Source organism: Prauserella oleivorans, from assembly GCF_042685745.1.
GTDB classification, from domain to species: domain Bacteria; phylum Actinomycetota; class Actinomycetes; order Mycobacteriales; family Pseudonocardiaceae; genus Prauserella_A; species Prauserella_A oleivorans.
Genome location: NZ_JBHUNT010000001.1, coordinates 4,991,681 through 5,016,459, shown reverse-complemented (window position 1 = coordinate 5,016,459; position 24,779 = coordinate 4,991,681). Strand labels below are relative to the sequence as shown.

The 24,779-nt window shown below is 71.6% G+C and carries 24 protein-coding genes; 16 read left to right on the top strand and 8 right to left on the bottom strand.

Features of this window, described 5'->3' with window-relative positions:
* Positions 1-12 precede the first annotated feature (12 nt).
* The 4 genes from ACFSZT_RS24685 to ACFSZT_RS24670 all read left to right on the top strand — a co-directional run bounded on the left by ACFSZT_RS24685 (position 13) and on the right by ACFSZT_RS24670 (position 3,511).
* Positions 13-234, top strand: a complete 222-nt coding sequence (locus ACFSZT_RS24685) for a hypothetical protein (RefSeq protein ID WP_377385128.1) — start codon at positions 13-15, stop codon at positions 232-234.
* A 405-nt stretch (positions 235-639) separates the two neighbouring features.
* Positions 640-1,707 (top strand): C40 family peptidase, encoded by a 1,068-nt coding sequence (locus ACFSZT_RS24680; RefSeq protein WP_377385129.1) that lies wholly within the window; start codon positions 640-642, stop codon positions 1,705-1,707.
* Between the two features lie 38 nt (positions 1,708-1,745).
* Positions 1,746-2,912: a glycosyltransferase family 4 protein gene (locus ACFSZT_RS24675; RefSeq protein WP_377385131.1), complete on the top strand. Its 1,167-nt coding sequence runs from the start codon at positions 1,746-1,748 to the stop codon at positions 2,910-2,912.
* Positions 2,913-2,971: 59 nt separating this feature from the next.
* Complete coding sequence (locus ACFSZT_RS24670) at positions 2,972-3,511, top strand: dihydrofolate reductase family protein (protein WP_377385133.1); 540 nt, start codon at positions 2,972-2,974, stop codon at positions 3,509-3,511.
* A 3-nt stretch (positions 3,512-3,514) separates the two neighbouring features.
* On the opposite strand, the gene ACFSZT_RS24665 is transcribed toward ACFSZT_RS24670, so the two are convergent.
* Positions 3,515-4,159, bottom strand: coding sequence for a uridine kinase (locus tag ACFSZT_RS24665; protein WP_377385135.1), 645 nt, complete (start codon positions 4,157-4,159; stop codon positions 3,515-3,517).
* A gap of 419 nt (positions 4,160-4,578) precedes the next feature.
* On the opposite strand from ACFSZT_RS24665, the gene ACFSZT_RS24660 reads away from it, so the two are divergent.
* The 3 genes from ACFSZT_RS24660 (at position 4,579) to ACFSZT_RS24650 (ending at position 8,263) form a co-directional block, all read left to right on the top strand.
* Positions 4,579-6,843, top strand: a complete 2,265-nt coding sequence (locus tag ACFSZT_RS24660) for a SulP family inorganic anion transporter (protein WP_377385137.1) — start codon at positions 4,579-4,581, stop codon at positions 6,841-6,843.
* Between the two features lie 35 nt (positions 6,844-6,878).
* Positions 6,879-7,601, top strand: coding sequence for a dethiobiotin synthase (gene bioD / locus ACFSZT_RS24655; RefSeq protein ID WP_377385139.1), 723 nt, complete (start codon positions 6,879-6,881; stop codon positions 7,599-7,601).
* Between the two features lie 83 nt (positions 7,602-7,684).
* On the top strand, positions 7,685-8,263 hold the full coding sequence (locus tag ACFSZT_RS24650) for a DUF2567 domain-containing protein (RefSeq protein WP_377385141.1): 579 nt from the start codon (positions 7,685-7,687) through the stop codon (positions 8,261-8,263).
* Here ACFSZT_RS24650 and ACFSZT_RS24645 read toward each other — a convergent pair.
* A complete protein-coding gene (locus ACFSZT_RS24645) occupies positions 8,182-8,919 on the bottom strand; it encodes a maleylpyruvate isomerase family mycothiol-dependent enzyme (protein WP_377385143.1) in 738 nt (245 codons plus the stop codon). The genes ACFSZT_RS24650 and ACFSZT_RS24645 overlap by 82 nt on opposite strands.
* Positions 8,920-8,980: 61 nt before the next feature.
* On the opposite strand from ACFSZT_RS24645, the gene ACFSZT_RS24640 reads away from it, so the two are divergent.
* A complete protein-coding gene (locus tag ACFSZT_RS24640) occupies positions 8,981-9,400 on the top strand; it encodes a MarR family winged helix-turn-helix transcriptional regulator (RefSeq protein ID WP_377385145.1) in 420 nt (139 codons plus the stop codon).
* A gap of 12 nt (positions 9,401-9,412) precedes the next feature.
* On the opposite strand, the gene ACFSZT_RS24635 is transcribed toward ACFSZT_RS24640, so the two are convergent.
* Positions 9,413-10,123: an LON peptidase substrate-binding domain-containing protein gene (locus ACFSZT_RS24635; protein ID WP_377385147.1), complete on the bottom strand. Its 711-nt coding sequence runs from the start codon at positions 10,121-10,123 to the stop codon at positions 9,413-9,415.
* 4 nt (positions 10,124-10,127) lie between these two features.
* The gene (locus ACFSZT_RS24630; RefSeq protein WP_377385149.1) at positions 10,128-10,835 is read right to left on the bottom strand and encodes an NUDIX hydrolase; all 708 of its coding nucleotides are present in this window, start codon (positions 10,833-10,835) and stop codon (positions 10,128-10,130) included.
* Positions 10,836-10,947: 112 nt separating this feature from the next.
* Between ACFSZT_RS24630 and nadA the strand changes: the two genes are divergently transcribed.
* From nadA to helR, 4 genes are all read left to right on the top strand, one after another.
* Positions 10,948-11,970: a quinolinate synthase NadA gene (gene nadA / locus ACFSZT_RS24625; RefSeq protein ID WP_377385151.1), complete on the top strand. Its 1,023-nt coding sequence runs from the start codon at positions 10,948-10,950 to the stop codon at positions 11,968-11,970.
* A complete protein-coding gene (locus tag ACFSZT_RS24620) occupies positions 11,967-13,616 on the top strand; it encodes an L-aspartate oxidase (protein WP_377385152.1) in 1,650 nt (549 codons plus the stop codon). The genes nadA and ACFSZT_RS24620 overlap by 4 nt, the downstream gene beginning before the upstream one ends.
* Positions 13,617-13,651: 35 nt before the next feature.
* The gene (gene nadC / locus ACFSZT_RS24615) at positions 13,652-14,503 is read left to right on the top strand and encodes a carboxylating nicotinate-nucleotide diphosphorylase (RefSeq protein WP_377385154.1); all 852 of its coding nucleotides are present in this window, start codon (positions 13,652-13,654) and stop codon (positions 14,501-14,503) included.
* A gap of 210 nt (positions 14,504-14,713) precedes the next feature.
* Positions 14,714-16,936, top strand: a complete 2,223-nt coding sequence (gene helR / locus ACFSZT_RS24610) for an RNA polymerase recycling motor ATPase HelR (RefSeq protein WP_377385156.1) — start codon at positions 14,714-14,716, stop codon at positions 16,934-16,936.
* A gap of 53 nt (positions 16,937-16,989) precedes the next feature.
* Here the strand turns inward: helR and ACFSZT_RS24605 are convergent, their stop codons facing one another.
* The 4 genes from ACFSZT_RS24605 to ACFSZT_RS24590 form a co-directional block, all read right to left on the bottom strand.
* The gene (locus ACFSZT_RS24605; RefSeq protein ID WP_377385158.1) at positions 16,990-17,886 is read right to left on the bottom strand and encodes an RNA polymerase sigma-70 factor; all 897 of its coding nucleotides are present in this window, start codon (positions 17,884-17,886) and stop codon (positions 16,990-16,992) included.
* 103 nt (positions 17,887-17,989) lie between these two features.
* Complete coding sequence (locus tag ACFSZT_RS24600) at positions 17,990-18,373, bottom strand: DoxX family protein (protein ID WP_377385160.1); 384 nt, start codon at positions 18,371-18,373, stop codon at positions 17,990-17,992.
* A 145-nt stretch (positions 18,374-18,518) separates the two neighbouring features.
* The gene (locus ACFSZT_RS24595) at positions 18,519-20,366 is read right to left on the bottom strand and encodes a multicopper oxidase family protein (RefSeq protein ID WP_377385265.1); all 1,848 of its coding nucleotides are present in this window, start codon (positions 20,364-20,366) and stop codon (positions 18,519-18,521) included.
* 181 nt (positions 20,367-20,547) lie between these two features.
* Positions 20,548-21,342 carry a carbon-nitrogen hydrolase family protein gene (locus ACFSZT_RS24590; RefSeq protein ID WP_377385267.1) on the bottom strand — a complete coding sequence of 265 codons (795 nt, stop codon included), beginning with the start codon at positions 21,340-21,342 and terminating at the stop codon, positions 20,548-20,550.
* A gap of 156 nt (positions 21,343-21,498) precedes the next feature.
* Between ACFSZT_RS24590 and hisD the strand changes: the two genes are divergently transcribed.
* The 4 genes from hisD to ACFSZT_RS24570 are packed head-to-tail and all read left to right on the top strand — an operon-like array spanning position 21,499 to position 24,772.
* Positions 21,499-22,824 carry a histidinol dehydrogenase gene (gene hisD / locus ACFSZT_RS24585; protein ID WP_377385162.1) on the top strand — a complete coding sequence of 442 codons (1,326 nt, stop codon included), beginning with the start codon at positions 21,499-21,501 and terminating at the stop codon, positions 22,822-22,824.
* Positions 22,821-24,017, top strand: a complete 1,197-nt coding sequence (locus ACFSZT_RS24580; RefSeq protein ID WP_377385164.1) for a histidinol-phosphate transaminase — start codon at positions 22,821-22,823, stop codon at positions 24,015-24,017. Before hisD ends, ACFSZT_RS24580 begins: the two co-directional genes overlap by 4 nt.
* The gene (hisB, locus tag ACFSZT_RS24575) at positions 24,014-24,613 is read left to right on the top strand and encodes an imidazoleglycerol-phosphate dehydratase HisB (protein WP_377385166.1); all 600 of its coding nucleotides are present in this window, start codon (positions 24,014-24,016) and stop codon (positions 24,611-24,613) included. Before ACFSZT_RS24580 ends, hisB begins: the two co-directional genes overlap by 4 nt.
* Positions 24,614-24,772 carry a hypothetical protein gene (locus ACFSZT_RS24570; RefSeq protein WP_377385168.1) on the top strand — a complete coding sequence of 53 codons (159 nt, stop codon included), beginning with the start codon at positions 24,614-24,616 and terminating at the stop codon, positions 24,770-24,772.
* Positions 24,773-24,779 lie beyond the last annotated feature (7 nt).

Below are 24,779 nucleotides of genomic sequence, written 5' to 3'. Positions count from 1 at the left end.
TAGCGTGCCGGTATGGACTTCTTCGACGAGGACACGCTGGTCATCGACTGTGACCGTTGCCAGGTTCGTGGGGATGCCTGCTCCGACTGCGTCGTGAGCGTCCTGCTGGGGGCGCCGCCGGAGGTGGAGTGGGACAGTGCCGAGCAGCGCGCCGTGGACGTGCTCGCGGAGGCGGGGATGGTGCCGAAGCTACGGCTCGTGCCCGGGACGCCGGCTCGGCGGCGGGCGGGCTGACGAGGACCGTGCGCCGAACGGTCCATCCGATCAGGTGAACGGTCGGCGGTAATACAGCCTCGCTGTGTTAGGTCAATCACAGCCGGCGACTAACCGCTGGTCCGAACGGGGTGCCTGGTGCGGCGAACGAATCACGACCCCCCGCTGGTGGACGCCGGCGCTGACGTTTCGTAACCTGGCCGAGATCTCGCGCCAGGCAGCCGTTCCTCAAGAGTCGGCGACGCGGGATCGCCGCCGTAACAGCTTGTGTCGGGGAGCTGTGCCGGACACAACGCGCGACACCAGCAAAGGTGGGTACCTGCGGTACTCCCGTGCCTGGGCGCGGCGGAACACGACGAGGGCCCCCGACCTCGGCCGTGGTCCGTGACCGGTAGGCGGCTGGAGAGCAAAGGAGACAGTCGCGACGTGCAGTCGCATCCCGTGAAGCGCGTGGTTTCGGGCGCGCTGGCGGCCTCCGCCGTGATCGCGGTCGTCACCTTCACCCAGTCACCGGCCACCGCTTCCCCTGCCCCCGCCCCCCAGACACCCCCGATCGCCCTGCAGCAGCCGAGCACCTCGGACGCGCTGGCGAGGTACCGCGAACTCGCCGCCGAGGCCGAGAAGCTCAACGAGGAATACCTCCAGGCCCAGGAAGACCTGAAGGCTCGGGAAGGCGAGCTCGAGCGGGCCAACACCGAACTCGAGAACGCAGGCCAGGCCCAGCGGCAGGCGGCCGCCGACGAGGCCCGCTACCGCGTCGAGGTCGACCGGTTCGCGGGCGCGTCGTTCACCACCGGCGCGCAGATGAACAAGCTGTCGGCGCTGCTGACCGGCGACTCCGCGCAGGACTTCCTCGAGCGTTCCTCGGCGCTCGACGTGCTGGCGACCGACAAGAACGAGGCGCTGCGCAAGCTCAAGGGCGCCGTCGACGCCGCCGAGGCGGCGAAGCGGCAGGCCGCCGACGCCCAGCGCAGGGCGCAGAACGCCAAGGACGCCGCCGCGCGGCTCACGGCCGACATCGAGGCGCGCAAGGAACGCCTCGACGCCCAGCTCGAGGAGCTCAAGGAGCAGGCCGGACTGCTCAGCGACGAGGACCAGGCCGCGCAGCAGGACACTGGTCCCGACGTCGGGAACGTCACCGCGCCCGGCGCGGCGGCCCAGGTCGCGGTCGACGCGGCGCTGTCGAAGCGCGGCAGCCCCTACGGCTGGGGCGACACCGGTCCGGACTCGTTCGACTGCTCCGGCCTCACCCAGTGGGCCTACCAGCAGGCGGGCATCAGCATCCCGCGCACGAGCAGCGCCCAGTCCACGTACGGCACCGCGGTGTCGCGCGACCAGCTGCAGCCGGGTGACCTCGTGTTCTTCTACTCGCCCGTCTCGCACGTCGGCATCTACATCGGCAACGGCATGATGGTGCACGCTCCGACGGAGGGTGACGTCGTGAAGGTGTCGCCGCTGCAGGACGAGTACAGCGGGGCTCGCCGGGTCGCCTGACCCCGCGAGCCCGCTCCGGGGCGGGATAGCTTTACACCATGCGCCGCACCCTCTTGGTGACGAACGACTTCCCGCCCCGGCCCGGCGGCATCCAGTCGTACCTGCACGCCCTCGCGACCCGGTTGCCCGCGGACGACCTCGTCGTCTACGCGCCGACCTGGGAACGCGGTTCGGGCTCGTCGCGTGCGTTCGACGCGGAAGCGCCGTTCGAGGTCGTCCGGCATCCCACGTCGCTGATGCTGCCGACGCCGGACGTGCTGCGGCAGGCGAAGTCCTTGCTGCGGTCGCGGGACTGCGAGACCGTGTGGTTCGGTGCGGCTGCCCCGCTCGCGCTGCTCGGCAGTCCATTGCGGACTGCCGGCGCGCGCCGGGTGGTGGCCTGCACCCACGGCCACGAGGTCGGCTGGTCGATGCTCCCGGGGGCCCGGCAGGCGCTGCGCCGCATCGGCGAGACCACCGACGTCATCACCTACGTCAGCGACTACACACGACGCCGGTTCGCCTCCGCGTTCGGGCCGATGGCCGGCCTCGAACACCTGCCCTCCGGTGTCGATCCGGACGTCTTCCGGCCCGACGACGCCGCACGGGCGGAGCTGCGCAAACGGTACGGGCTCGACGACCGGCCGACCGTGGTCTGCGTGTCCCGGCTGGTCCCGCGCAAGGGCCAGGACATGCTCATCCGCGCCCTGCCGGAGCTGCGCAAGCGCGTGCGCGATGCCGCGCTGCTGCTGGTCGGCGGCGGCCCGTACCGCAAACGTCTCGCGGCGCTCGCCGAACAGGAAGGCGTGGCCGAGCACGTGGTCCTGACCGGATCGGTGCCATGGGAGGAACTGCCCGCGCACTACACCGCCGGCGACGTGTTCGCCATGCCCGCCCGCACCCGCGGCAAGGGCCTCGACGTGGAGGGGCTGGGCATCGTCTACCTCGAGGCGTCGGCCGCCGGACTGCCCGTCGTGGCGGGCAACTCGGGTGGCGCGCCGGAGACCGTGCTCGACGAGGTGACCGGGCACGTCGTCGACGGGCGCAGGCTCGACCAGCTGATCGACACCGTCGCCGCGCTGCTGGCCGACCCCGTGCGTGCCCGCGCCATGGGGGAGGCGGGACGCCGGTGGGTCAGCGAGCACTGGCGGTGGGACATGCTCGCGCGCCGGCTGCAGGCGATGCTCGACGGCGTTCCCGCGTCCGCGGCGCGCAGGCGGCGATGACTTCCCGGCCCGGGCCCGGTCTGATCTGGTGACCGTGTCCGGCGATCGTGGAGGTCCCCATGGCGAAGCTTCTGTACTCGGCCAGCATGTCGCTCGACGGCTTCATCGCGGGCCCTGGTGGTGACATGTCGTGGCTCAGCGAGTACATGGCACCCAACCCGCCCATCGACGGGCTGGTCGGTGACATCGGTGCGCTGTTGATCGGCAACCGCACGTTCCGTGGCGACGACCCGAACAAGGGAACCGAGAACGAGGGCGCGTACGGGGGAGCGTGGGAGGGCCCGCAGATCGTCGTCACCCACCATGTCCCGGACGAGCCGGTGCCGGGCGTGACGTTCGCCGGTGATCTGGCCGGCGGGGTCGCCGCCGCCAGGGAGGCCGCGGGCGAGAAGTACGTGAGCATCCTCGGCGCCGACATCGCGCGCCAGTGCCTGGCGGCGGGATGGCTCGACGAGGTCCTCGTGTGCGTCGTGCCGGTGCTGCTGGGGGACGGCGTGCGCCTGTTCGACGTGCCCGGCGGGACGAACGTGAAGCTGGAACGGATCGGCCTGAGCGAGGCCGCGCTCGCGTCCAACTTGTGGTTCCGGGTCGTCGGCTGACGGTCACGGTTCCCGGACGGCCGGATGGTGCGGGCGGTCCATCCGCACCACGACGTCGGCCGTGAGCGCGGGCTGCACGTCGCGCTCGTACCGGGCGTACGCGGGCAGCGCCCAATGTGACTCGGGTGGCGTCCGCCGTTCGAGTGCGGCGGGGGAGAGCCACAGATGCACCGTGAGGTCGAACCGCAAACCGTGGCCCAGCAGCAGTTCCCCGTCGAGCAGGAGCACCGCACCGGCGGGCAGGGTGGTGCGCGGCAGCCGGTGCGCGCGGTCGCGTTCGCGGTCCCACAGGGCCGGCAGCACCTCGCCGGAACCACCCGGTTCCAGCGGACCGAGCACCTCACGCCGCAGGGCGCCGGTGTCCAGCCAGTCCTCGTAGCGCACGTCCGGGTCGGTCCGCCCGCGCTCGAACCGCAGTGACGCCGGACGCAGGAAGTCCCACGCGGACACCCGCAGCACCTCGCGGCCGCGGACGCGGAGCGGTTCGACGAGCGAGTCGGCCAGTCCCGCGGGGTCGGCCGCGGTCCCGGAGCCGTCGACGGCGACGCGCGACCACCGATCGGCGGGCAGGCTCGCGATCCGGTCGGCGAGTTCGCCGACGAGCCGCTCCGGCGAGATCGGCCGGTACCGCACGCCGCTGTCTCGCATGGTCGCACCCTATGCGGTGGCGCCGAGCGCCCGCGTCCGGGCGCCTGCGTGGAGGCGATGTCCCATTCGCAACGCCATGGACCCGCAAGATCACCTGTTCCGGTGCTGGACCCAACGACCGTGTCGGCGAATCTCACTCGACGTGATGTTTCCGGCCAACGGTGTCGTAATCGAGTGAGACTCAGTGCACGACTGGGGCTTCGTGCTCACCTCCAGTGTCCGAAGTGTAGTGACCAGCCGATGACGGAAACATGAGAATTTCTTTCCATAGCGGACAATTCACGCACAGTTCTGGTACCTGGTGAAGGTGCCAACGTGAGCGCGCGGGCCGAGGCCCGCGGTCGCCGACGACCTCGAGCGCCATCACTGCCGTTGCGGCACGGAGTCCGCACGACAAACACACCCGGGAGGGCGATGTCATGACGCATGGAATCGGTCAGGTAGGCGACCGGAGGCACGGGGCAGGCAGACTGTCCCTGCGTACGGTGCTGCGCTACGACGTGCCTGCCTCATTGGTGGTCTTCCTCGTCGCCGTCCCGTTGTCGCTGGGCATCGCGCTCGCCTCCGGGGCGCCCATCGTCGCCGGGCTCATCGCCGCCGTGATCGGTGGCGTGGTCGTCGGGTTCTTCGGTGGCTCGCCGCTGCAGGTCAGCGGGCCTGCCGCCGGGCTCACCGTGGTGATGGCGGAGACCATCCAGGAGTTCGGCTGGGTGGTGACGTGCGCGATCACCGTCGTCGCCGGTCTGCTGCAGGTCCTTTTCGGACTGAGCAGGGTCGCGCGAGCGGCACTGGCGATCTCGCCGGCCATCGTGCACGGCATGCTCGCGGGCATCGGTGTGACGATCGTGCTCGGTCAGCTGCACGTCGTGCTGGGCGGCTCGCCGCAGAGCAACGCCATCGCCAACATCACCGAGCTGCCGGGGCAGATCGTCGGCCATCACGACACCGCGGCCTTCCTCGGCCTGACGACCATCGCGATTCTTCTGGTCTGGACCAAGCTGCCTCAGGCGGTCCGCGTCATCCCGGCACCGCTCGCGGCCATCACGCTGGTCACCGTGCTCGCCGCCGTGCTGAACCTCTCGGCCGAGCGCGTCGACCTGCCGAGCCAGGTCCTCGCGATCGATCTCGTGCCCGAGCTGCCGGACGGGGGCTGGTTCCAGTTCGGACTGGCGGCGCTGACGATCGCGCTGATCGCGAGCGTGGAGACGCTGCTCTCCGCCGTCGCGGTCGACAAGATGCACACCGGCCCCCGGGCCAACCTCAACCGCGAGCTCCTCGGTCAGGGACTGGCGAACATGGCCTCCGGCGGCCTCGGCGGGCTGCCGGTCACCGGCGTCATCGTGCGCAGCTCCACCAACGTCCGCGCCGGTGCGCGTACCCGCGCCTCGGCGATCCTGCACGGCGTGTGGATCCTGGTGTTCGTGGTGGCGCTGGCCGGGGTGGTCGAGAGCATCCCGCTCGCCGCGCTGGCCGGGCTGCTCGTGCATGTCGGCGCGAAGCTGGTCGACATCGACAACATCAAGCAGGTGCTCCGCCACGGCGACCTGCCCGTGTACCTGGTGACGGTCGCCGGCGTCGTCGTGATCGACCTGCTCACCGGCGTGCTCATCGGGATCGCGTTCGCGCTCGTGCTCATGTTGCGGCGCACGATGTGGTCCGGCATCCACGCCGAGGGCGACGGGGACCAGTGGCGGGTCGTCGTGGAAGGTGCGCTGACGTTCCTGTCGGTGCCGCGACTGTCCACTGTGCTCAACGGGTTGCCCGCACGCAGCACCGTCACGCTCGAGCTCGTCGTCGACTACCTCGACCACGCGGCCTTCGACTGCCTGTCCAGCTGGCAGCAGGCGCACGAACGCGCCGGCGGCACGGTGATCGTCGACGAGCTCGGCCACCCGTGGTTCGCCAGCGGCAAGGCAGAGACCCCGATCGTGCGCAGGGACCGGGCCAAGCCGCCGGTGCCGCGCTGGCTCGCGCCGTGGTCGGAATGGATGGCCAAGGACTTCGGTGTGGAGATCCCGGACCAGCGCTCCGAACCGCTGTACCGCGGTACGTCCGAGTTCCAGACGCGGACCGCGCCGCTCGTGCAGGAGACGCTGAGCAGGCTCGCCGCGGGTCAGGAGCCGCACACGCTGTTCATCACCTGCGCCGATGCGCGGATCGTGCCGAACGTCATCACGACGAGCGGTCCCGGCGACCTGTTCACCGTGCGCAACGTCGGCAACCTCGTGCCCGATCGGGGCGGCGACTCCGCCGACGGCGCGTCGGTGTGGTCGTCGATCGAGTACGCGGTGAGCGTGCTGGGCGTGCGCGAGATCGTGGTGTGCGGGCACTCGTCGTGCGGCGCGATGCGGGCGCTGGTGAGCGAGGCACCCGAGGGGCTGGAGTCGCTCGCGCGCTGGCTGGAGCACGGCGAGCCGAGCCTGCGCCGCAGCGAGTCCGAGCCGCCGGTGGCGGTCGACGGCCGCGAACCGGAGACGCCGGGCGACGCGCTGGCGCTGCACAACGTGCTGCAGCAGCTGGAGCACCTGCGCCGGGACCCGCTGGTCGCCGAGGCGGAGGCCCGCGGCGAGCTGCGGCTCACCGGCATGTACTTCGACGTCGGCAACGCTCAGGTGTATCTGCTCGATCCGGAGACGCGCGGGTTCGTGCCCGCCGGTGTGCGACGGGCGGCCAAGACCGGCTGACGCTCGCCGGTCCGGCGGTACTACTGTCGGGTCCCGTGACGGTGCTGGTGATCTCCGGAACGAGAGCCGGCGTCGGCAAGACAGTGGTGGCCGCGGCCATAGCCGCGCTCGCCCAGGACCGCGGCGCCGGCGTCGCCGTGCTGAAGCCCGCACAGACGGGAGTGGCCCCGGAACAACCGGGTGACCTCGCCCGCGTGCGGCGCCTCGCCGGCGACGTACCGACGAGGGAGCTGAGCCGTTATCCGGATCGGCTGTCCCCGGAAGCCGCGGCCCGTCGTCGCGGCCTTCCGCCGGTGACCCCGGCGGAGGCCGCACGTGCGGCGAGCGAGCTGCACGCCGCGCACGAGACCGTGCTCGTCGAGGGCACCGGCGGCCTGCTCACCCGGTTCGACGGGGACGGCGGCACGGTCGCCGACGTCGCATGGGCGATCGGCGGACCGGTGCTGATCGTCACCGACGCCGCGCTCGGCACGCTCAACGTCACGGCGCTCACGGCGGAGGTGGCCACCCGCCGCGGCATCGACGTCCTCGGCGTCGTCGTCGGTTCCTGGCCCGCGCGCCCGTCCCTGGCGCACCGCACCAACCTCGCGGACCTGCCGGTCGCCGCGGGTGCGCCGCTGCTCGGGGTGCTGCCGGAAGGACTCGACGCCGCCGGCCGGGAGGAGTTCCTGGAGGAGGCGCGCCGGGGGCTCTCGCCGTGGTTCGGTGGCCGGTTCGACCCGGACAGCTTCGCCCGGCACGTGGACGCGCAGCACTGACGCACCTCCGCCGCGCCCGCGGGCACGGCGACGGGCTAGGCTCGCCCGGACAACGGGCCTGAGCTGAGAACGAGGAGGCGGGAGTGCCCGAGCAGCAGGCTGAATCCGCGTGGCGGGCGCAGACCTTCGCGGTCGCGCGAGCGCAGCGACCGCGAGTGGTCGTCAAGGCCGACCTGCTGCCCGCCGTCAGCGTGGTCTCCTTCGTGGGCCTGCTGGGCATCCCGCTCGGGCTGCTGTGGGCGGTGCTCGCGCCCCCGCAGCGCGAACGCGTCGTCCGGGCCGGTGCCGAGCCCGTCCCGCTGCAGCTGGAGAGCTGGCACCGGTTCGACGACCTCGCGATCTTCCTGCTGATCGGGCTCGCCACCGGAATCCTCGTCGGCGTTGCCGTGTGGCTGTTGCGGGAACGGCGTGGCCCGGTGGTGCTGATCGCCGCCGCGCTCGGCTCGCTGCTGTCGGCGTGGCTGGCCATGCGGCTGGGGCTGGCGTTCGCCGAGAGCCGGTACGCGATCGACAGCCCGCCCGCGCTCGGTGACGTCGTGGAGCGGGCGCCACGGCTGGAAAGCGCGTGGGCGCTGGTGGCTCAGCCGTTCACGACGGTGCTGGCGTACGGCTTCCTCGCGACCTGGAACAGTCGCGACGACCTCGGCCGCAGGCTCGGGTAGCGGGGTCTCGCCGGTGCCCACGACGTCGGGACGCCCTCGATGCTGCTGAGCTGCGGCAGAGTGGCCGTGCGGCCGGCCAGCAGCATGACCAGCGCCTGGATCGGGCCGCGGATGTCCGTGCCCGCACCGGCGCTCCAATCGGCGTCCGTCGCGATGAGACGGTGTCCGGCGAGGCGCCGGCGGGCGTGGAAGGGGAACCCGACCTCCCACAGGTGCTCGGCCGATGCGACTGCCGCCTCCGTCGGCATCGGCAGCGCGCGGCCCAGCGGCATCGCGATGTCCTGTGTGTGGACGTGCACGTCCATCAGTGCGTTGTCGAGTGTCTGCCGCGGCGCGAGGCGGCGCAGGCCGACCGCTCGCCGGAGCAGTTCCATCACCTCCGCGGGCGTCCGTTTCGCCGCCTCTCGCCGGGTGAGCATGTCGACCATGCGGTTGAAGTCGCCTCGCGCCCTGATCGCCACGGCGAGGACGGTGCCAAACGAGACGTAGGGCGCGAGCGCGACATGCGTCGCGACGTGATGGACCGTCCATCCCGCGCACAGGGACGGCTGGGCCCACTCGTGGTCGGTCAGGGTCTCGAGCAGGTCGGCAAGGCGCGCGCGTTCTGCGTCGATCGCCAGCCACTTGTCGTTGTGGTCCATGGGAACCTCGCCCAAAAATGGTAAGATAGACTGACTACTTTAATCAGAGCATCTGACTATCGTCAAGGGGGCCGCGTTGAACACCGGACTGCTCCTCTACATCCCGTACCGGCACCTGGAGAACCGGGTCATGGACGCGATCCGCGCCGCCGGGTTCGACGTCACGCTCGCGCAGGCCCGGCTGCTGCAGCGGCTCGATCCGGACGGCAGCCGGTTGACCGAGCTGGCCGAGGCGGCGCAGGTGACCAAGCAGACCGCCGGCTTTCTGGTCGACCAGCTGGAGAAGGCCGGCTATGTGGAGCGTGTACCGGATCCGACCGACGGCCGGGCTCGGCTCGTCCGGGGCACGGACAAGGCGCGCGCGGCGGCGCCGTTCGCCGAGGCGGAGATCACGCGCATCGAGGCCGAGTGGGAGCAGCACGTGGGCAGGCGTCGCCTGACGCAGCTGCGCGACACGTTGACGAAACTCTGCGAGATCACCGACCCTTACCGCTGAGGCGGCTCGGGGTCAGTTCAGGCTGGGCTTGACCGTCTTGTCCATCTCGGCCAGGGGCGCCGGCACGGCGTGCAGCTTCGACAGGAACCCGGCCTCGCGGTTGAGCAGCCCGCAGACGGTCCGCAGGCGGCGCAGGGGTTGCCGTTCCTCCAGCAACGCCTGCCGGTCGGCGAGGGGCAGCAGGCAGTCGGCGGCCAGCAGGTAGGCGAGGTCGGCCGGATCGGTGTCCGGTGCCGGCGCCCGCGTGCTCTCCTGCTCCCAGGCCGATTCGCAGTACCGCCGGTGGGCGGCGCGCGCCAGGTCGGCAAGCCGCCACGCGACGTCCTCGCTCTCCGGGGGCAACGCGTGGTCGTCGAGCCATTCGACAGTCCCGACGAGGTAGGGAGCCGAATGCAGGTCGAGGTCGAGCAGACGGAACCGCCGGTGCCCGGTGGTGGTGATGTCGAACCGCCCGTCCGGCAACCGCTTGGCCTGCTGCAGCCTGGCCGCGCACCCGATGTGCTGGACGTGCTCCAGCTCCTCGACCTCCTGCACCAGTGCCGTGCGGATCGCGATCACGCCGAAGAGCCGGTCGGGCACCGTTTCGGTGACCAGGTCGACGGTCAACTGGCGGTAGCGCGGCTCGAAGATGTGCAGCGGCAGGTGCGTGCCGGGGAGGAGCACGGTCTGCAGCGGGAACAGCGGGAGTGTCGTCCGCTTGCTGTCCGGTCTCGTGTCGGCCACGCGTTCACGTTACGGCGTCGCGGCGGGGCGCGCGCGTTCGCGCACGGGCGCCCGTCGTGCGGGCCGGTGGTTTGAACACCGCGAACGGGTCGGTGACCTGCATGTCGTCGTGCGCGAAGGAGTACAGCGCTGCTGGTCGCCCGCCGGCGCGGCCGGAGGGTGCGGTCGAACCAGTGGCCACGAGCAGCCCGCGCCGGGAGAGCACCCGTTGCAGGTTGGTCGCCGAGACGCGGTAGCCGAGCGCGGCGGAGTAGTGATCGCGCAGGGCGGAGATCGTGAACTCCCTCGGTGCGAGCGCGAACCCGACATTGGTGTAGCTGAGCTTCGCCCGGAGCCGGTCGCGGGCGCGCAGCACGATGGCCTCGTGGTCGAACGCCGTGCGCGGCAGCTCGTCGACGGGGTGCCAGGCCGTGTCCTCGGGCACCTCCGGGTCGACGTCCGAGGGGACCAGGCCGAGGAACGCGGTGGCGACGACGCGTGGCCCGGGCACGCGGTGCGGGTCGCTGAACACGGCGAGCTGCTCGACGTGGGTGAGCTGCTTGATGTCGACCTTCTCGGCGAGCTGACGGCGGATCGAGGTCTCGACGTCCTCGTCGGGGCGCAGCCGGCCACCGGGCAACGACCAGCGCCCGACGTGCGGATCGAGGGCGCGGCGCCACAGCAGGACCTGCAACGACGGCTGCCCACCGGCCGTCGGTGTGGTGTAACGCACTTGTAATACCGCCGCAAGGACCTCGTGTGCCAGGGGGTTCGTGCTGTTAATATGTGAGCGCACGGTTTTCGATTATAAGGCGAAAACCACCGGAGGCAACCGGAGGCTCGACATGTCGAGGCTGGATACGGCGGTGCAGGCGGACCCGCTCGCTCCCTACGGGGGCGTCGAGGCGGACGCGGCCTGGGCGGACGAGGTCCGCAGGCTCGCGAAGGAGCGGGACGCGGTGCTGCTCGCGCACAACTACCAGCTCCCCGAGATCCAGGAGATCGCCGACCACACCGGCGACTCGCTCGCGCTGAGTCGGATCGCGGCCGCCAGCGAGGCGTCCACGATCGTCTTTTGCGGCGTCCACTTCATGGCCGAGACCGCCAAGATCCTCTCGCCGGACAAGACGGTGCTGATCCCGGACGCGCGCGCGGGTTGCTCGCTGGCCGACTCGATCACCGGGGAACAGCTGCGGGCCTGGAAGGCCGAGCATCCGGGCGCGGTCGTCGTCTCGTACGTCAACACGACCGCCGAGGTGAAGGCGGAGACCGACATCTGCTGCACGTCGTCGAACGCGGTCGACGTGGTGGCCTCGATCCCGGAGGACCGCGATGTCCTGTTCTGCCCCGACCAGTTCCTCGGCGCGCACGTCAAGCGGGTCACCGGACGGGAGAACCTGCACGTCTGGGTGGGGGAGTGCCATGTGCACGCGGGCATCAACGGTCCCGAGCTAGCCGAGCGCGCGGCGGCCTCGCCGGAGGCCGACCTGTTTATCCACCCCGAGTGCGGCTGTGCCACGTCGGCGCTCTACCTCGCGGGCGAGGGTGCCGTGGAGGCGGAGCGCGTCAAGATCCTCTCGACCGGTGACATGCTCACCGCGGCCCGGCAGACCAGGGCGACGTCGGTGCTGGTCGCCACCGAGGTGGGGATGCTGCACCAGCTGCGCAAGGCCGCGCCCGAGATCGACTTCCGTGCGGTGAACGACCGCGCGTCCTGCCGGTACATGAAGATGATCACGCCGGCCGCGCTCCTGCGGTCGCTGCGTGAGGGCGCCGACGAGGTGGACGTCGACCCGGACGTCGCCGCCCGGGCCCGCGCCTCGGTGCAGCGGATGATCGAGATCGGCAAGCCGGGCGGCGGGGAATGAACCGGCAGGTTACCGACCGTGAGTCGAAAACTGGTCGGACGCCCCGGTGGGAGGCGCGCGCGGACCTCGTGATCCTCGGCAGCGGCGTGGCCGGGCTGACGGCGGCGCTGCGGGCCCGCGAGCTCGGGCTGCGGGTGCTCGTGGTGACCAAGGCGGGCGTCGCCGACGGCAACACGCGCTGGGCGCAGGGCGGCGTCGCCGTGGTGCTGGACGGCGAGCACGACGAGGGTGACACCGTCGCGGCACACGCGGCCGACACCGTCACCGCGGGCGCCGGCCTGTGCGACCCGCATGCCGTGGCCGACGTCGTCGGGGCCGGGTCGTCGGCGGTCACCGCGCTGCGGGCGCTCGGGGCGCGCTTCGACATGGGCGCGACCGGGTTCTCCCGGACCCGGGAGGGCGGGCACAGCGCGTTTCGCGTAATCCACGCCGGCGGGGACGCGACCGGCGCCGAGGTGGAGCGCACGCTCGTCGCCGCTGCGACCGGGCAGGGCGTTCCCGTGCTGGAACGGCACGTCGCCGTCGACGCGCTGCGCACGCCGCTCGGTCACGTCGCGGGCGTCACCGTGCTCGACGCCGACGGGGTGCCCGGCGTGCTGCGCGCCCCCGCGGTGCTGGTCGCGACCGGTGGCCTCGGCCAGCTCTACCAGGCGACGTCGAACCCCGAGATCGCCACCGGTGACGGGCTCGCGCTCGCGTTGCGGGCCGGTGCGGTGCTGGCCGACATCGAGTTCGTGCAGTTCCACCCGACCGTGCTCTACACGCCGGGTGCGCGCGGACGGTGCCCACTGGTCACCGAGGCCGTGCGCGGCGAAGGCGCCGTGCTCGTCGACGCGACCGGAGCCCGCGTGATGCGCGGCGTCCATCCGTTGGGCGACCTGGCGCCACGCGACGTCGTCTCGGCGGCCATCACCCGGCGCATGGCGCAGGCGCCGGGCGGCGTCGACGACCACGTGTTCCTCGACGCCACCGGCATCGACGGCTTCGCCACCCGATTCCCGACCGTGCACGCCGCGTGTGCCGCGGCGGGCGTCGACCCCACCCGCGAACCGATCCCCGTCACCCCGGCCGCGCACTTCTCCTGCGGCGGCGTGGTGGCGGGCACCGACGGCCGCACGGGTGTCACCGGGCTCTACGCGGCGGGGGAGGTCGCGCGCACCGGGCTGCACGGCGCGAACCGGCTGGCGTCCAACAGCCTGCTCGAGGGGCTCGTCGTGGGCAGGCGAGCGGCCGAGGCCGTCGCCGCTGACCTGGCCGCCGGTGCGCTGGCGAACCCGCGGCACGGCCGTCTGCCCGAGACCGGCGGCGTGGCCGTCGTCCCACGGGACGCGCTGCAGCGCGTGATGAGCCGCTACGCCGGCATCGGCCGCGACGCCGAGGGGCTCGCGGTGGCCGGCTCGGTGCTCGATCTCTCCGCACAGGACAGTCCGTTGTGGACCAGCGAGGATGTCGAGGACGCGGCGCTGACGCTGCTGGCCCAGGCGCTGGTGGCCGCGGCGGCCCGGCGCACTGAGTCCCGCGGCAGCCATGTGCGGACCGACTTCCCCGAGCGGGACGACGTGATGTGGCAGCGCAGCCAGCTGATCCGGCTGAGCCCGTCCGGGCAGCCGGTACTCGCCGACCCCGTCCTGGAAGGTGTGGCATGACCGGCGCACGCGGACGGCGCGACCTGGGAGGACACATGAGCGAGCTGGACCGCGACGACCTGCGCCGTGTCGTCACCACCGCGCTCGCGGAGGACCTGCGGTACGGCCCCGACGCCACCACTGCGGCCACCGTGCCCGCCGCGGCGACCGCGACGGCCGAGCTCACCCCGCGCACAGCCGGCGTCATCGCCGGTGTCCCCGCGGCGCTGGCCGTGTTCGACGAGGTGCTCGGCGACGCCTACGAGGTGCTGGACCGCGTCGAGGACGGCACGCGCCTGGATGCGGGGCAGCCCGCGCTCGTCGTGCGCGGCACCGTGCGTGGTCTGCTCACGGCGGAGCGCACCGCGCTGAACCTGCTGTGCCACCTCTCCGGGATCGCCACCGCGACCGCTGCATGGGTGAGCGCGGTGCAGGGCACCGGCTGCGCCATCCGGGACTCCCGCAAGACGCTGCCGGGGCTGCGGTTGCTGGAGAAGTACGCCGTGCGCTGCGGCGGTGGGGTGAACCACCGGATGGGACTCGGTGACGCGGTGCTCATCAAGGACAACCACGTCGTGGCCGCGGGGTCGGTCACGGAGGCCTTGCGGCTCGCGCGGCAGCACGCGGACGGCCTGCCGTGCGAGGTGGAGGTCGACACGCTCGACCAGCTCGCCGAGGCCCTCGCCGCGGGCGCGGACGAGGTCCTGCTCGACAACTTCAGCCCGCACGCCTGCGCCCGGGCGGTGCGTCTGCGCGACGAGCGCAGCCCGAAGACGCGGCTGGAGTCCTCCGGCGGGCTCCGGCTGGAGAACGCGCGCGCCTACGCGGAGTCCGGTGTGGACTATCTGGCGGTCGGTGCGCTCACCCACTCCTCCAAGGCACTCGACCTGGGGATGGACCTGCGCTGAGCAGAGGCCGGCGTCGCGGCGCGCCGGTGTGCGTAGGGCACGGCTCACTGATCCGTGTTCGACCCGGTGGCGTCTCGCCGCCGGGTCGATTTCCGCCTTTTTTCCACGAGCGGACTTGACAGGCATCGGACAATAAAAAATCGGCGTGTGCTCCACAACAAATGGAATACCCGCCGAATCTAATGTCAGTTTAGCCGCTGTGAGGGGCACGTGTCAAATCAGGGGTACGACGAGGAACTGCGGTCCGAGCGGAGCTACGTGGCGGGCCTCTACGCGCGCCTCGACGCCGAGCGGGGGCGAGCGAAGGCCGAGTACGACGCGGCATTGCGGGGCAACGGCGAGACACCGATGGAACGCGACGTCGAGGTACGGGCGCGGGCCGAGGAGATGAAGCGGCTGGACGTGACGGACGACGGTCTGTGTTTCGGCCGGTTGGACAGCGTGTCGGGAGAGCGCCTTTACATCGGCCGGATCGGCCTTTTCGACGAGGAGAATTCCTACGAACCGGTCTTGCTGGATTGGCGCGCCCCGGCGTCGCGCGCCTTCTACATCGCCACCGCCGTGAACCCGGAGAACATGCGCAGGCGCCGCCAGTTCCACACCCGCGGGCGCAGGCTGGTCGATTTCACCGACGAGGTGCTCGGCCGTCCTGACGGCACGGAGCGAGGTGGCCGCGGGGACGCGGCCCTGCTCGCGGCGGTGAACGCGCCACGCGGTGAGGGGATGCGCGACATCGTGGCGACGATCCAGGCCGAGCAGGACGAGATCATCCGGCTCGACCACCCCGGGGTGCTGGTGATCGAGGGCGGCCCGGGCACGGGGAAGACGGTGGTTGCCCTGCACCGGGTGGCCTACCTGCTCTACACCCAGCGGGAGCGCATGGAACGCCACGGCGTGCTCGTGGTCGGCCCCAACCCCGCGTTCCTGAACCACATCAGCCGCGTCCTGCCATCGCTGGGCGAGTCCGACGTCGTCTTCATGACGCCGGGCGATCTCGTGCCCGGCTTGCACGTCACCGCCGAGGACGCGCCGGACGTCGCGCGGTTCAAGGGCTCCCTGGCGATCCTCGACGTGCTGGCGGCGGCCGTCGCCGACCGGCAACGGGTGCCGGAGGAGCCGGTCCCGATCGAGCTGCGGGACGTCACGGTGCGCATCGACGCCGGAACCGCCGAGTGGGCCATCGAGGAGGCGCGTGCGAGCGGGCTGCCGCACAACGAGGCGCGTGCCGTCTTCACGGAGATCGTCACGTACGTGCTCACCGAACGGGCGATCGTGAGAATCGGCCGGGGCTGGCTGACCCGCGAGGACCGCCAGGCCTGGCAGGACCTGCGGACGGACCTGCTCGCCGAGCTCGCGGAGCACGACGAGTTCACTGCCGCGCTCGACGCACTCTGGCCGATCCTGACGCCGGAGACGCTGCTGGCCTCGCTGTACGAGTCTCCGGAACGGCTGCGGGCGGCCGGTGCGGACCCGGCGTTGTGGCGCGCCGACGGCACCGCGTGGACGGTGTCGGACGTGCCGCTTCTGGACGAGCTGGTGGACCTGCTGGGTCGCGACCCGGCCGCCGACAAGGCTGCCGACCGAGCCGCCGAGCGGCAGCGGAAGGCCGAGGCCGCCTATGCCGCCGGGGTGCTGGACGTCATGAATCTGGACCGGGAGGAGCTCGACGAGGACATCCAGCTGGCCGCCGAGAACGTGCTCAACGCCGAGGACCTGGCCGGCCGGTTCGTCGAGCGGGACTCCCGTGAACTCGCCGAACGGGCCGCCGCGGACCGGGACTGGACGTACCGGCACGTGGTCGTCGACGAGGCCCAAGAGCTGTCCGACATGGACTGGCGGGTGCTGATGCGGCGCTGCCCCGGCCGTTCCTTCACGGTGGTCGGCGATCTCGCCCAGCGCCGGTCGGCGGCCGGAGCGAGTTCGTGGGGCGCGATGCTGGAGCCGTATGTGCCCGGCCGCTGGGTCTACCGGTCCCTGTCGGTGAACTACCGCACCCCCGCGGAGATCATGGCCGTCGCCGCCTCGCTGCTCGCCGAGTTCGCACCCGGGCTGCAGCCGCCGGAGTCGGTCCGCTCCTGCGGAATCCGGCCGTGGTCCCGGCAGGTCGGCGACGCCGAGCTCTCCGTTGCCATCGAGGAATTCGTGCGGGACGAAGCCGGCCGCGAGGGCACCAGCGTCGTCATCGGTCCGCCGGGGGTGCCGGGCGCGGTGCCGCCGTCGGAGACGAAGGGCCTGGAGTTCGACGCCGTCCTGGTCGTGGAGCCGGAACGGATCCTCGCCGACGGGCCCCGCGGCGCGGCCGAGCTCTACGTCGCGCTCACCCGCGCCACCCAGCGCCTCGGCGTTCTGCACAAGGGGCCGCTGCCCCACGCGCTCACCGGCCTCGCCGAGATCGGGGCGCCCGCCCCGGGAGCCCGTCGGGTCTCGGCGTAGCGGTTCGCGTGCGGCCGGCTCTCCTGCGGAGCCGGCCGCACCCGTGAGGGCGGTCAGCGCAGGGTGAGCGGGGTCTCGGACTCCAGCCGGGAAAGCTTCTCCGGGTTGCGGACGTAGTAGAGGCCGGTGATGCGGCCTCCCTCGACCCGGATCGCCAGCACACCGTCGATCTCACCGTTCAGGCGGATCAGCAAGGCCGGGTTGCCGTTGACCACGGTGGGCTCGCCGGTGAGCGTGCCCTCGACCTTGGCCAGGCCGCCCGCGAACATCCGGACCACCCTCTCGGCGCCGGTGATCGGGCGTAGGGCGGCCTGCTTGACGCCACCGCCGTCGCTCACCAGCACGACGTCGGGGGCGAGGATGTCGAGCAGGCTTTGCAGGTCGCCCGTGTCGAGGGCATGCCGGAACGACTCGAGAGCCGCCTGGGCGGTCCGCGCGGAGACCACCTCCCGAGGACGGCGGGCGTCCACGTGCTGGCGGGCGCGGTGCGCGATCTGGCGGACGGCGGCCGGAGTCTTGCCGACAGCGGCGGCGATCTCGTCGTAGCCGACGTCGAAGGCCTCGCGCAGGACGAAGACGGCGCGTTCGGTCGGCGAGAGCGTCTCGAGCACGAGCATGATCGCCATCGACACACTCTCGGCGAGCTCGATGTCCTCGGCCACGTCCGGTGCCGTGAGCAGCGGGTCGGGCAGCCACGGCCCGACGTAGGACTCCTTGCGGCGCTGCATCGTGCGCAGCCGGTTGAGCGCCTGCCGGGTCACGATCCGCACCAGGTAAGCCCGCTGGTCGCGAACCTGCGCCAGGTCGACCTTCGTCCACCGCAGCCAGGTTTCCCGCAGCACGTCCTCGGCGTCCGCCGCCGAGCCCAGCATCTCGTAGGCGACGGTGAAGAGCAGGTTGCGGTGCGCGACGAACGCCTCGGTCGCCGCGTCGGTGACGCTGTCGTCCATGTCCTGATCCTTCTCCTCCGCGTGCGGCGCCGCCCCGCGGCCCCAGCACGCCGTTCGCGGGCGCAGCGGCAGCCACCAGCCGCGCCCGCTCGACGAAATCCGGTCAGGCGGTGAACGACTCGGGCCCGAACCTGCCCCAGACGATGAAGGCCGCGACAGCGAGATAGACCACGTTCAGCAGGGCGAACCTGCTGGGGCCGTACCGGACGTGCGCGATCATGGCGCCGATCATCAACAGCACCCAGCAAGAGGCGGTCACGGGCACCAGCACGGGTGCGATGCCGAGCACGGCAGGCAGGATCAGCCCCACCGCGGCGAGCAGTTCGAGCACACCGAGTGTCTTGACGAAACCGGCGCTCGCGTGCTGCGTCCACTCCGCGCCCGGGTTGGTGGCCAGCTTCTCCTTGGGCATGAACGTCTTGGTGATGCCGCCGGCCAGCGCGACCACGGCCAGCAGCGTGGCGGCGATCCACAGTGCGAGATTCATGAGGCGCCCTTTCGTAGGCATGGGTTCGCCCACAGGGCACCGCGTGATCAGGTTTTGTGACACCGAGTGCTGCAGGTCACATCCGGCGCGCGCATGGCCGGACCCACCGCCCGCATCCCCGCGATCCGGGCGGTGGGTCCGAGTCTCAGTGCCCGCTGTGGCCGCCCGGGTGGTGGAACCGGGACACCGCGGGCGGATGCACGACGAACGGCCGCATCATGCCCTCGTCCTCGTGATCGAGGATGTGGCAGTGGTACATGAACTCGCCGGTCGACTCGCCGAACCGGCCCGCCACCGACACCCACTCGCCGGGGCGCACGACGATCGTGTCCTTCCAGCCCTTCTCGCCGTCCTCCAGCGGCACGTCGGTGAACCCGTCGGCCGGCTCGATGGTGCCGCCGACGCCGATGTCGAACTTCGGCGTGAACGTCCGGCGGAACAACGCCTGGAACTGCACGAGATGGATGTGCATCGGGTGCTCCGGCGGGTCGGTGTCGAGGTGGATGAAGTTCCACACCGCCCAGCGGTTCTGGTCGATGAAGAAGGCCACCGTGTCGTCGAAGACGGTCGCCACTCGCTCGAACGTCCGCACAGCGCCGGTCTCCGGATCCCTGAGCTGGACGATGCCTTCCTGCGGCAGCGCGCCGGGAACCCGCGTCGGGTCGGTGATCTCGTGCAGGTCCCACATCTGCGGGTGCCCGTCGCCTGCGCTGCCCGGTGGCACCAGCGCGACGAACAGGTGATCATGGTCGTCCGGCACGGTCGTGCCGTGTTCGAGCCGCACGTAGGACTCGGCGAGCCTCGCGGGCGGGACGAACCGGTCGTGCCGGTTGCGGTTCTCCACGCGGAACTCCAGGAGGTCCGGCTCCGTGACGGGCGCTCCGGTGACGGAGTGCCTCGGCACGCTCGAGTCGGTCAGCCGGAGCCGCCGGCCGCGCACGACGTCGGCGCCGAAATCCACGAGCAGATCGGCCCGCTCGGCCGGGGCGAGGACGAGGCCGCCCTCCGGCAACGTCGCCGGTTCCGGCAGCAGCCCGCCGTCCGTGCCGATCTGGCGCACGAGGCCGTTGTGGTTCGCCCCCGCCTCGTCGACCAGGTTCAGCCGGTAGAAGCGGGAGTTGGACACGTTCACCACGCGGAAGCGGTACCAGCGCGCGTCGACGTCGAGATGCGGCCAGATCACCCCGTTGACGAGATTGAACGGTCCCGCGACCGGAACCGGAACTTGCTCCTCGCCCTGCCGGAGGTACGGGATCTTGAACAGCAGGTCGCCGCTGAGCGCGCCGTCGGGAGTGGTGTCGAGGTTGCGGTCGCAGAGCATGAGCGGGATCTCGTACTCGTCGGCCGGCAGGTCGAGTGAGCCCTCCTCCTCGTCGCGGATCAGGTACATGCCCGCGAGTCCGGAGTAGACGGTGAACCGGGTGATGGCCATCGCGTGGTCGTGGTACCAGTAGGTGGCCGCCCGCTGGCGGTTCGGGTACTCGGTGAGCTGGGAATGGCCGTACAGCACGGCGTTGTGCGCCCAGCCGTCGTTGCCGCCGTTGCAGTCGGCGCCGTGCAGGTGTGTCACCGTCCATGCCGGAACCTCGTCGACGCCCTCGATGATCTCGACGCCCTCGGGCAGCGTCCCGTCGGGGCCGCGGTAGCCGGGCCGGACGGTCGGGTTCGCCTCGGGCGGCCCGGCGAGATCCAGCGGTGCCCGGACACCGGTCAGCGGCAGATTTCCCTCGATGGCGTTGGTCCACGACACGCGCAGCCGCTTGCCGCTGTGCACCTCGATGGTCGGGCCCGGGAACTGCCCGTCGTAGGCCCAGACGGTGGTCTCGGGCAGTTCGGAATGCAGCTTGACCCGCGTCCGGACGGCCTGGACGGTGATCTCGTCCTGGTGCCACCAGGAATGCGGCCGGATCAACGGCGGTATCCGTAATGGATCACGGAATTTCGTCAGTCCGAAGTGGATTTCGGCCGGCGTCGTCATCGGCCGGGTGATCATTTCCGTCACGATGTCCCCCTCGTGTGGGGGTTTTCCGGGCGCGCCGCACCGATACGCCGTACGCGTCGGATTCCCCCAGATTCCCCAGTGTTCCCGGGCACACGGTGCCCGATTCGGACGACTGTACGACCGTATGTGTACGAGAAGGCAACCGATTTCGCGTGACGATTACCCGAATGGACTAACGAATCTGTCTGTTCGCCAGTGCGCCGGTCGCTGTGCGCGATTTGTCGGCTACCGACGGGTCGATTTCGGTGACGAGCAGTTCCGGTGCCGGGCCGAGCTGGGCGTGCACGCCGCCGAACGGGTCGGCCACGGTCGAGTAGCCGATGCCGGTGGGCGCCTTCGGGTTCACGTCCACGCCCGCGGCGGCCGGGTCCGCCTGCCCGCAGCCGAGGATCCAGTTGCCGGAGTCGAGCGCCCGCGCCCGCACGAGCACCTCCCACTGATCGCGCTTGCCCGCGCCCGCACCCCACGACGTCGGCACCGCCACCGCGCTCGTGCCGGCCTCGGCGAGCGCCTGGAACAACGCGGGGAACCGGATGTCGTAGCAGGTGGCCACGCCGAGCCGCACGCCGTCGACGTCCACCGTGACGAGCTCGTCACCGCCGGCGACGGTGTCGGACTCCCGGAAGCCGAACGCGTCGTAGAGGTGGATCTTGTCGTAGCCGCGGTGCTCGCCGAGGCCGGTGATCAGCAGGGTGTTGCGCACCCGCTCGCCCTCGGGCGTGAACATGCCGGCGACGACGAGCACGTCGTGTTCGGCGGCGATCTCGCCGACGGCACTCGCCCAGGGCCCGTCCAGCGGCTCGGCCAGCGGGGCCAGCTTGACGCCGAAGTGCGCCATCATCGCCTCCGGGAACACCACCACGCGTGCTCCCTCGCCCGCGGCCTTGGCCACCCAGTCCCGCACGAGCCCGAGGTTGTGCCCGGGATCGGCCGTCGAGGTGAGCTGGCACAGCGCGATCCGCAGCATCGAGTCCATGGGCGGGCCTCCTTCGCACGCGCTCGGTGTCCACCCGGAGTATGCCAGCGCTCATGCCGCGAAGCGGCGAGTCGGCCGCCGCGACCGGACGCGCGGGCGCCCGGCCCGTGAGCCGGGTGCGCGGCCTCACCTCGTACCCTGGGAGGCATGTTGAACCGCACCGACCTGCGAGGTCGTGTCCCGTCCCCGGTGGAGCTCCGCGCGCGGCTTCCGCGCGCCGAGATGGACGTGGACGCGGCACTGCATCAGGTGCGACCGGTGGTCGAGGCGGTCCGCGACCGTGGTGTCGAGGCCGTGCTGGAGTACACGGAACGGTTCGACCATGTCCGGCCCCGCACCGTCCGCGTACCGGCCGCCGAGCTCGACCGCGCGCTCGCCGAGCTCGACCCGGACGTCCGGGACGCGCTGGAGGAATCCATCGCGCGCGCCCGCGCCGTGCACGCCGACCAGCGCCGCGAGGACGTCACCACGCGGGTGGCCGACGGTGGCACGGTCACCGAACGGTGGGTGCCGGTAGGGCGTGTCGGGCTGTACGCGCCGGGCGGGCTGGCCGTCTACCCGTCGAGCGTGGTGATGAACACCGTGCCGGCGCAGGAGGCGGGTGTGAACTCGGTCGTGCTGTGCTCGCCGCCGCAGGCCGAGTTCGGCGGGCTGCCGCACCCGACCACGCTGGCGGCCGCCGCGCTGCTCGGCGTCGACGAGGTGTGGGCGGTCGGCGGTGCTCAGGCGGTGGCGCTGCTCGCCTACGGTGCCACCGACACCGACGGCACCGTGCTGGCGCCGGTCGACATGGTGACCGGCCCCGGCAACATCTACCTGACCGCCGCCAAGCGCATGCTGCGCGGCCTCATCGGCATCGACTCCGAGGCCGGGCCCACCGAGATCGCCATCCTCGCCGACGAGACCGCCGACCCCGCGCACGTCGCCGCCGACCTGGTCAGCCAGGCCGAGCACGACACACTTGCCGCGAGCGTGCTCGTCACCACCTCGGAGGCGCTGGCCGACGCCGTCGACGCCGAACTGGAACGCCGCGTCGCCGCTACCAAGCACAGTGAGCGTGTCGAGCAGGCGCTGCGCGGCAAGCAGTCCGGCACGGTGCTCGTCTCCTCGGTCGAGGAGGGGCTGCGCGTGGTGGACGCCTACGCCGCCGAGCACCTGGAGATCCAGACCGCGAACGCCCGCGAGGTGGCCGCGCGGGTCCGCAACGCGGGCGCGGTGTTCGTCGGCCCGTACGCGCCGGTGTCGCTCGGCGACTACTGTGCGGGCTCCAACCACGTGCTGCCGACCGGCGGCTTCGCGCGTCACTCGTCGGGGCTCTCGGTGCAGACCTTCCTCCGAGGCATCCACGTCATCGACTACAGCGAGCAGGCACTGGCCGAGGTCGCGGGCAAGGTCGTGGCGCTGGCCAACGCGGAGGACCTGCCCGCCCACGGCGAGGCGGTCACGGCGCGATTCCCGGAGGGCACACGGTGAGCAGCACCGACGAGACACGCTTTCCCGTCGAGGAGGCATCGAGCACCGACGAGACACGCTTTCCCGTCGAGGAGGCATCGAGCACCGACGAGACACGCGGCACCGACACCGTCACCCTCGACCAGTTGCCGCTGCGCGAGGACCTGCGCGGCCGCAGCCCGTACGGCGCTCCGCAGCTGGACGTGCCGATCCGGCTGAACACCAACGAGAACCCGTACCCGCCACCGCCGGAACTGGTGGAGGACGTGACCGCCGCCGTGCGTGAGGTGGCCGCCGGTCTGCATCGCTACCCCGACCGCGACGCGGTCGCGCTGCGCCGCGACCTCGCGGCCTACCTGTCGGTGTCGACGCGGGTGCCGCTCACCGAACGGCACGTGTGGGCCGCCAACGGGTCGAACGAGGTGCTGCAGCAGATCCTGCAGGCCTTCGGGGGTCCCGGTCGCTCGGCACTCGGGTTCGAGCCGTCCTACTCGATGCATCCGATCATCGCCGCGGGCACGCGTACCGACTGGGTGCCGACCCCGCGCCGCGACGACTTCACGCTCGACACGGAGCGGGCGGCCCGGATAGTCGCCGACCGGCGTCCGGACGTGGTGTTCGTGACCAGCCCGAACAACCCCACCGGCGGCTCGATCCCACTGGACGAGCTGGAGACGGTGCTGCGGGCGGCTCCCGGGATCGTGGTGGTCGACGAGGCGTACGCGGAGTTCTCCTCGCAGCTCAGCGCGGTCAACCTGCTGGACGCCTACCCGGCGAAGCTCATCGTGTCGCGCACGATGAGCAAGGCGTTCGCCTTCGCCGGAGGCAGGCTCGGCTACCTGGCCGCCGCGCCCGCCGTGGTGGACGCGCTCCAGCTCGTCCGGCTGCCGTACCACCTGTCGCTGCTGACCCAGGCCGCCGCGCGCGCGGCGTTGCGGCACGCCGACCAGACGCTGGCCTCGGTGGCGAAGCTCGCCGCCGAGCGCGACCGCGTCGCCGAGGCGTTGCAGGGCCTCGGATTCTCGCCGGTTCCCAGCGACGCGAACTTCATCCTCTTCGGACGGTTCGCCGACGCGACCGCCAGCTGGCAGGCCTATGTGGACAGGGGAGTGCTGATCCGCGACGTCGGGATCGAGGGACACCTGCGCGTCACCATCGGCACGCCTGAAGAGAACGACGCCTTTCTGGAGGCGAGCAAGGAGGTCCCGCGGTGAGCCGCGCAGGCAAGGTCGAGCGCACCACCAAGGAGTCGTCGATCCGGGTCGAGCTCGACCTCGACGGCACCGGCCAGGTCGAGGTGTCGACGGGCGTGCCGTTCTACGACCACATGCTCCACTCGTTCGGCGTGCACGGCTCGCTGGACCTGAAGGTCGAGGCCGAGGGCGACGTGCACATCGACGCCCACCACACGGTGGAGGACACCGCGATCGTGCTCGGCCAGGCCATCCGGGAGGCGCTGGGCGACAAGAAGGGCATCCGCCGCTTCGGTGACGCCTGGATTCCGATGGACGAGACGCTCGCGCACGCCGCGATCGACGTGTCCGGCCGCCCGTACTGCGTGCACACGGGGGAGCCGGAGCAGTTCAACACCTTCACGATCGGCGGCAACTACCCGTTCGTGCTGACCCGGCATGTCTTCGACTCGCTGTCCTTCCACGCGCAGATCGCCCTGCATGTCCGCGTCATCCACGGCCGGGATCCGCACCACATCGCCGAGGCGCAGTACAAGGCCGTGGCACGCGCGCTGCGGGCGGCGACGGAGAGCGACCCGAGGGCGGGCGGCATCCCGTCCACGAAGGGCGTGCTCTAGATGTCCCAGCAGTGGGTCCCGCTCCTGCTGCTCGGCCTCGCCGGCTTTCTCGCCGGTGGCGTCTACAGCACGTGGAGGAACGGTTCGCGCGGCCTCGCGGTGGCGCTCGGCGTGGCGACGGCGCTCGCGCTGGGCGGCGCCGTCGCCTGGCTGGTCTGACCCCTCC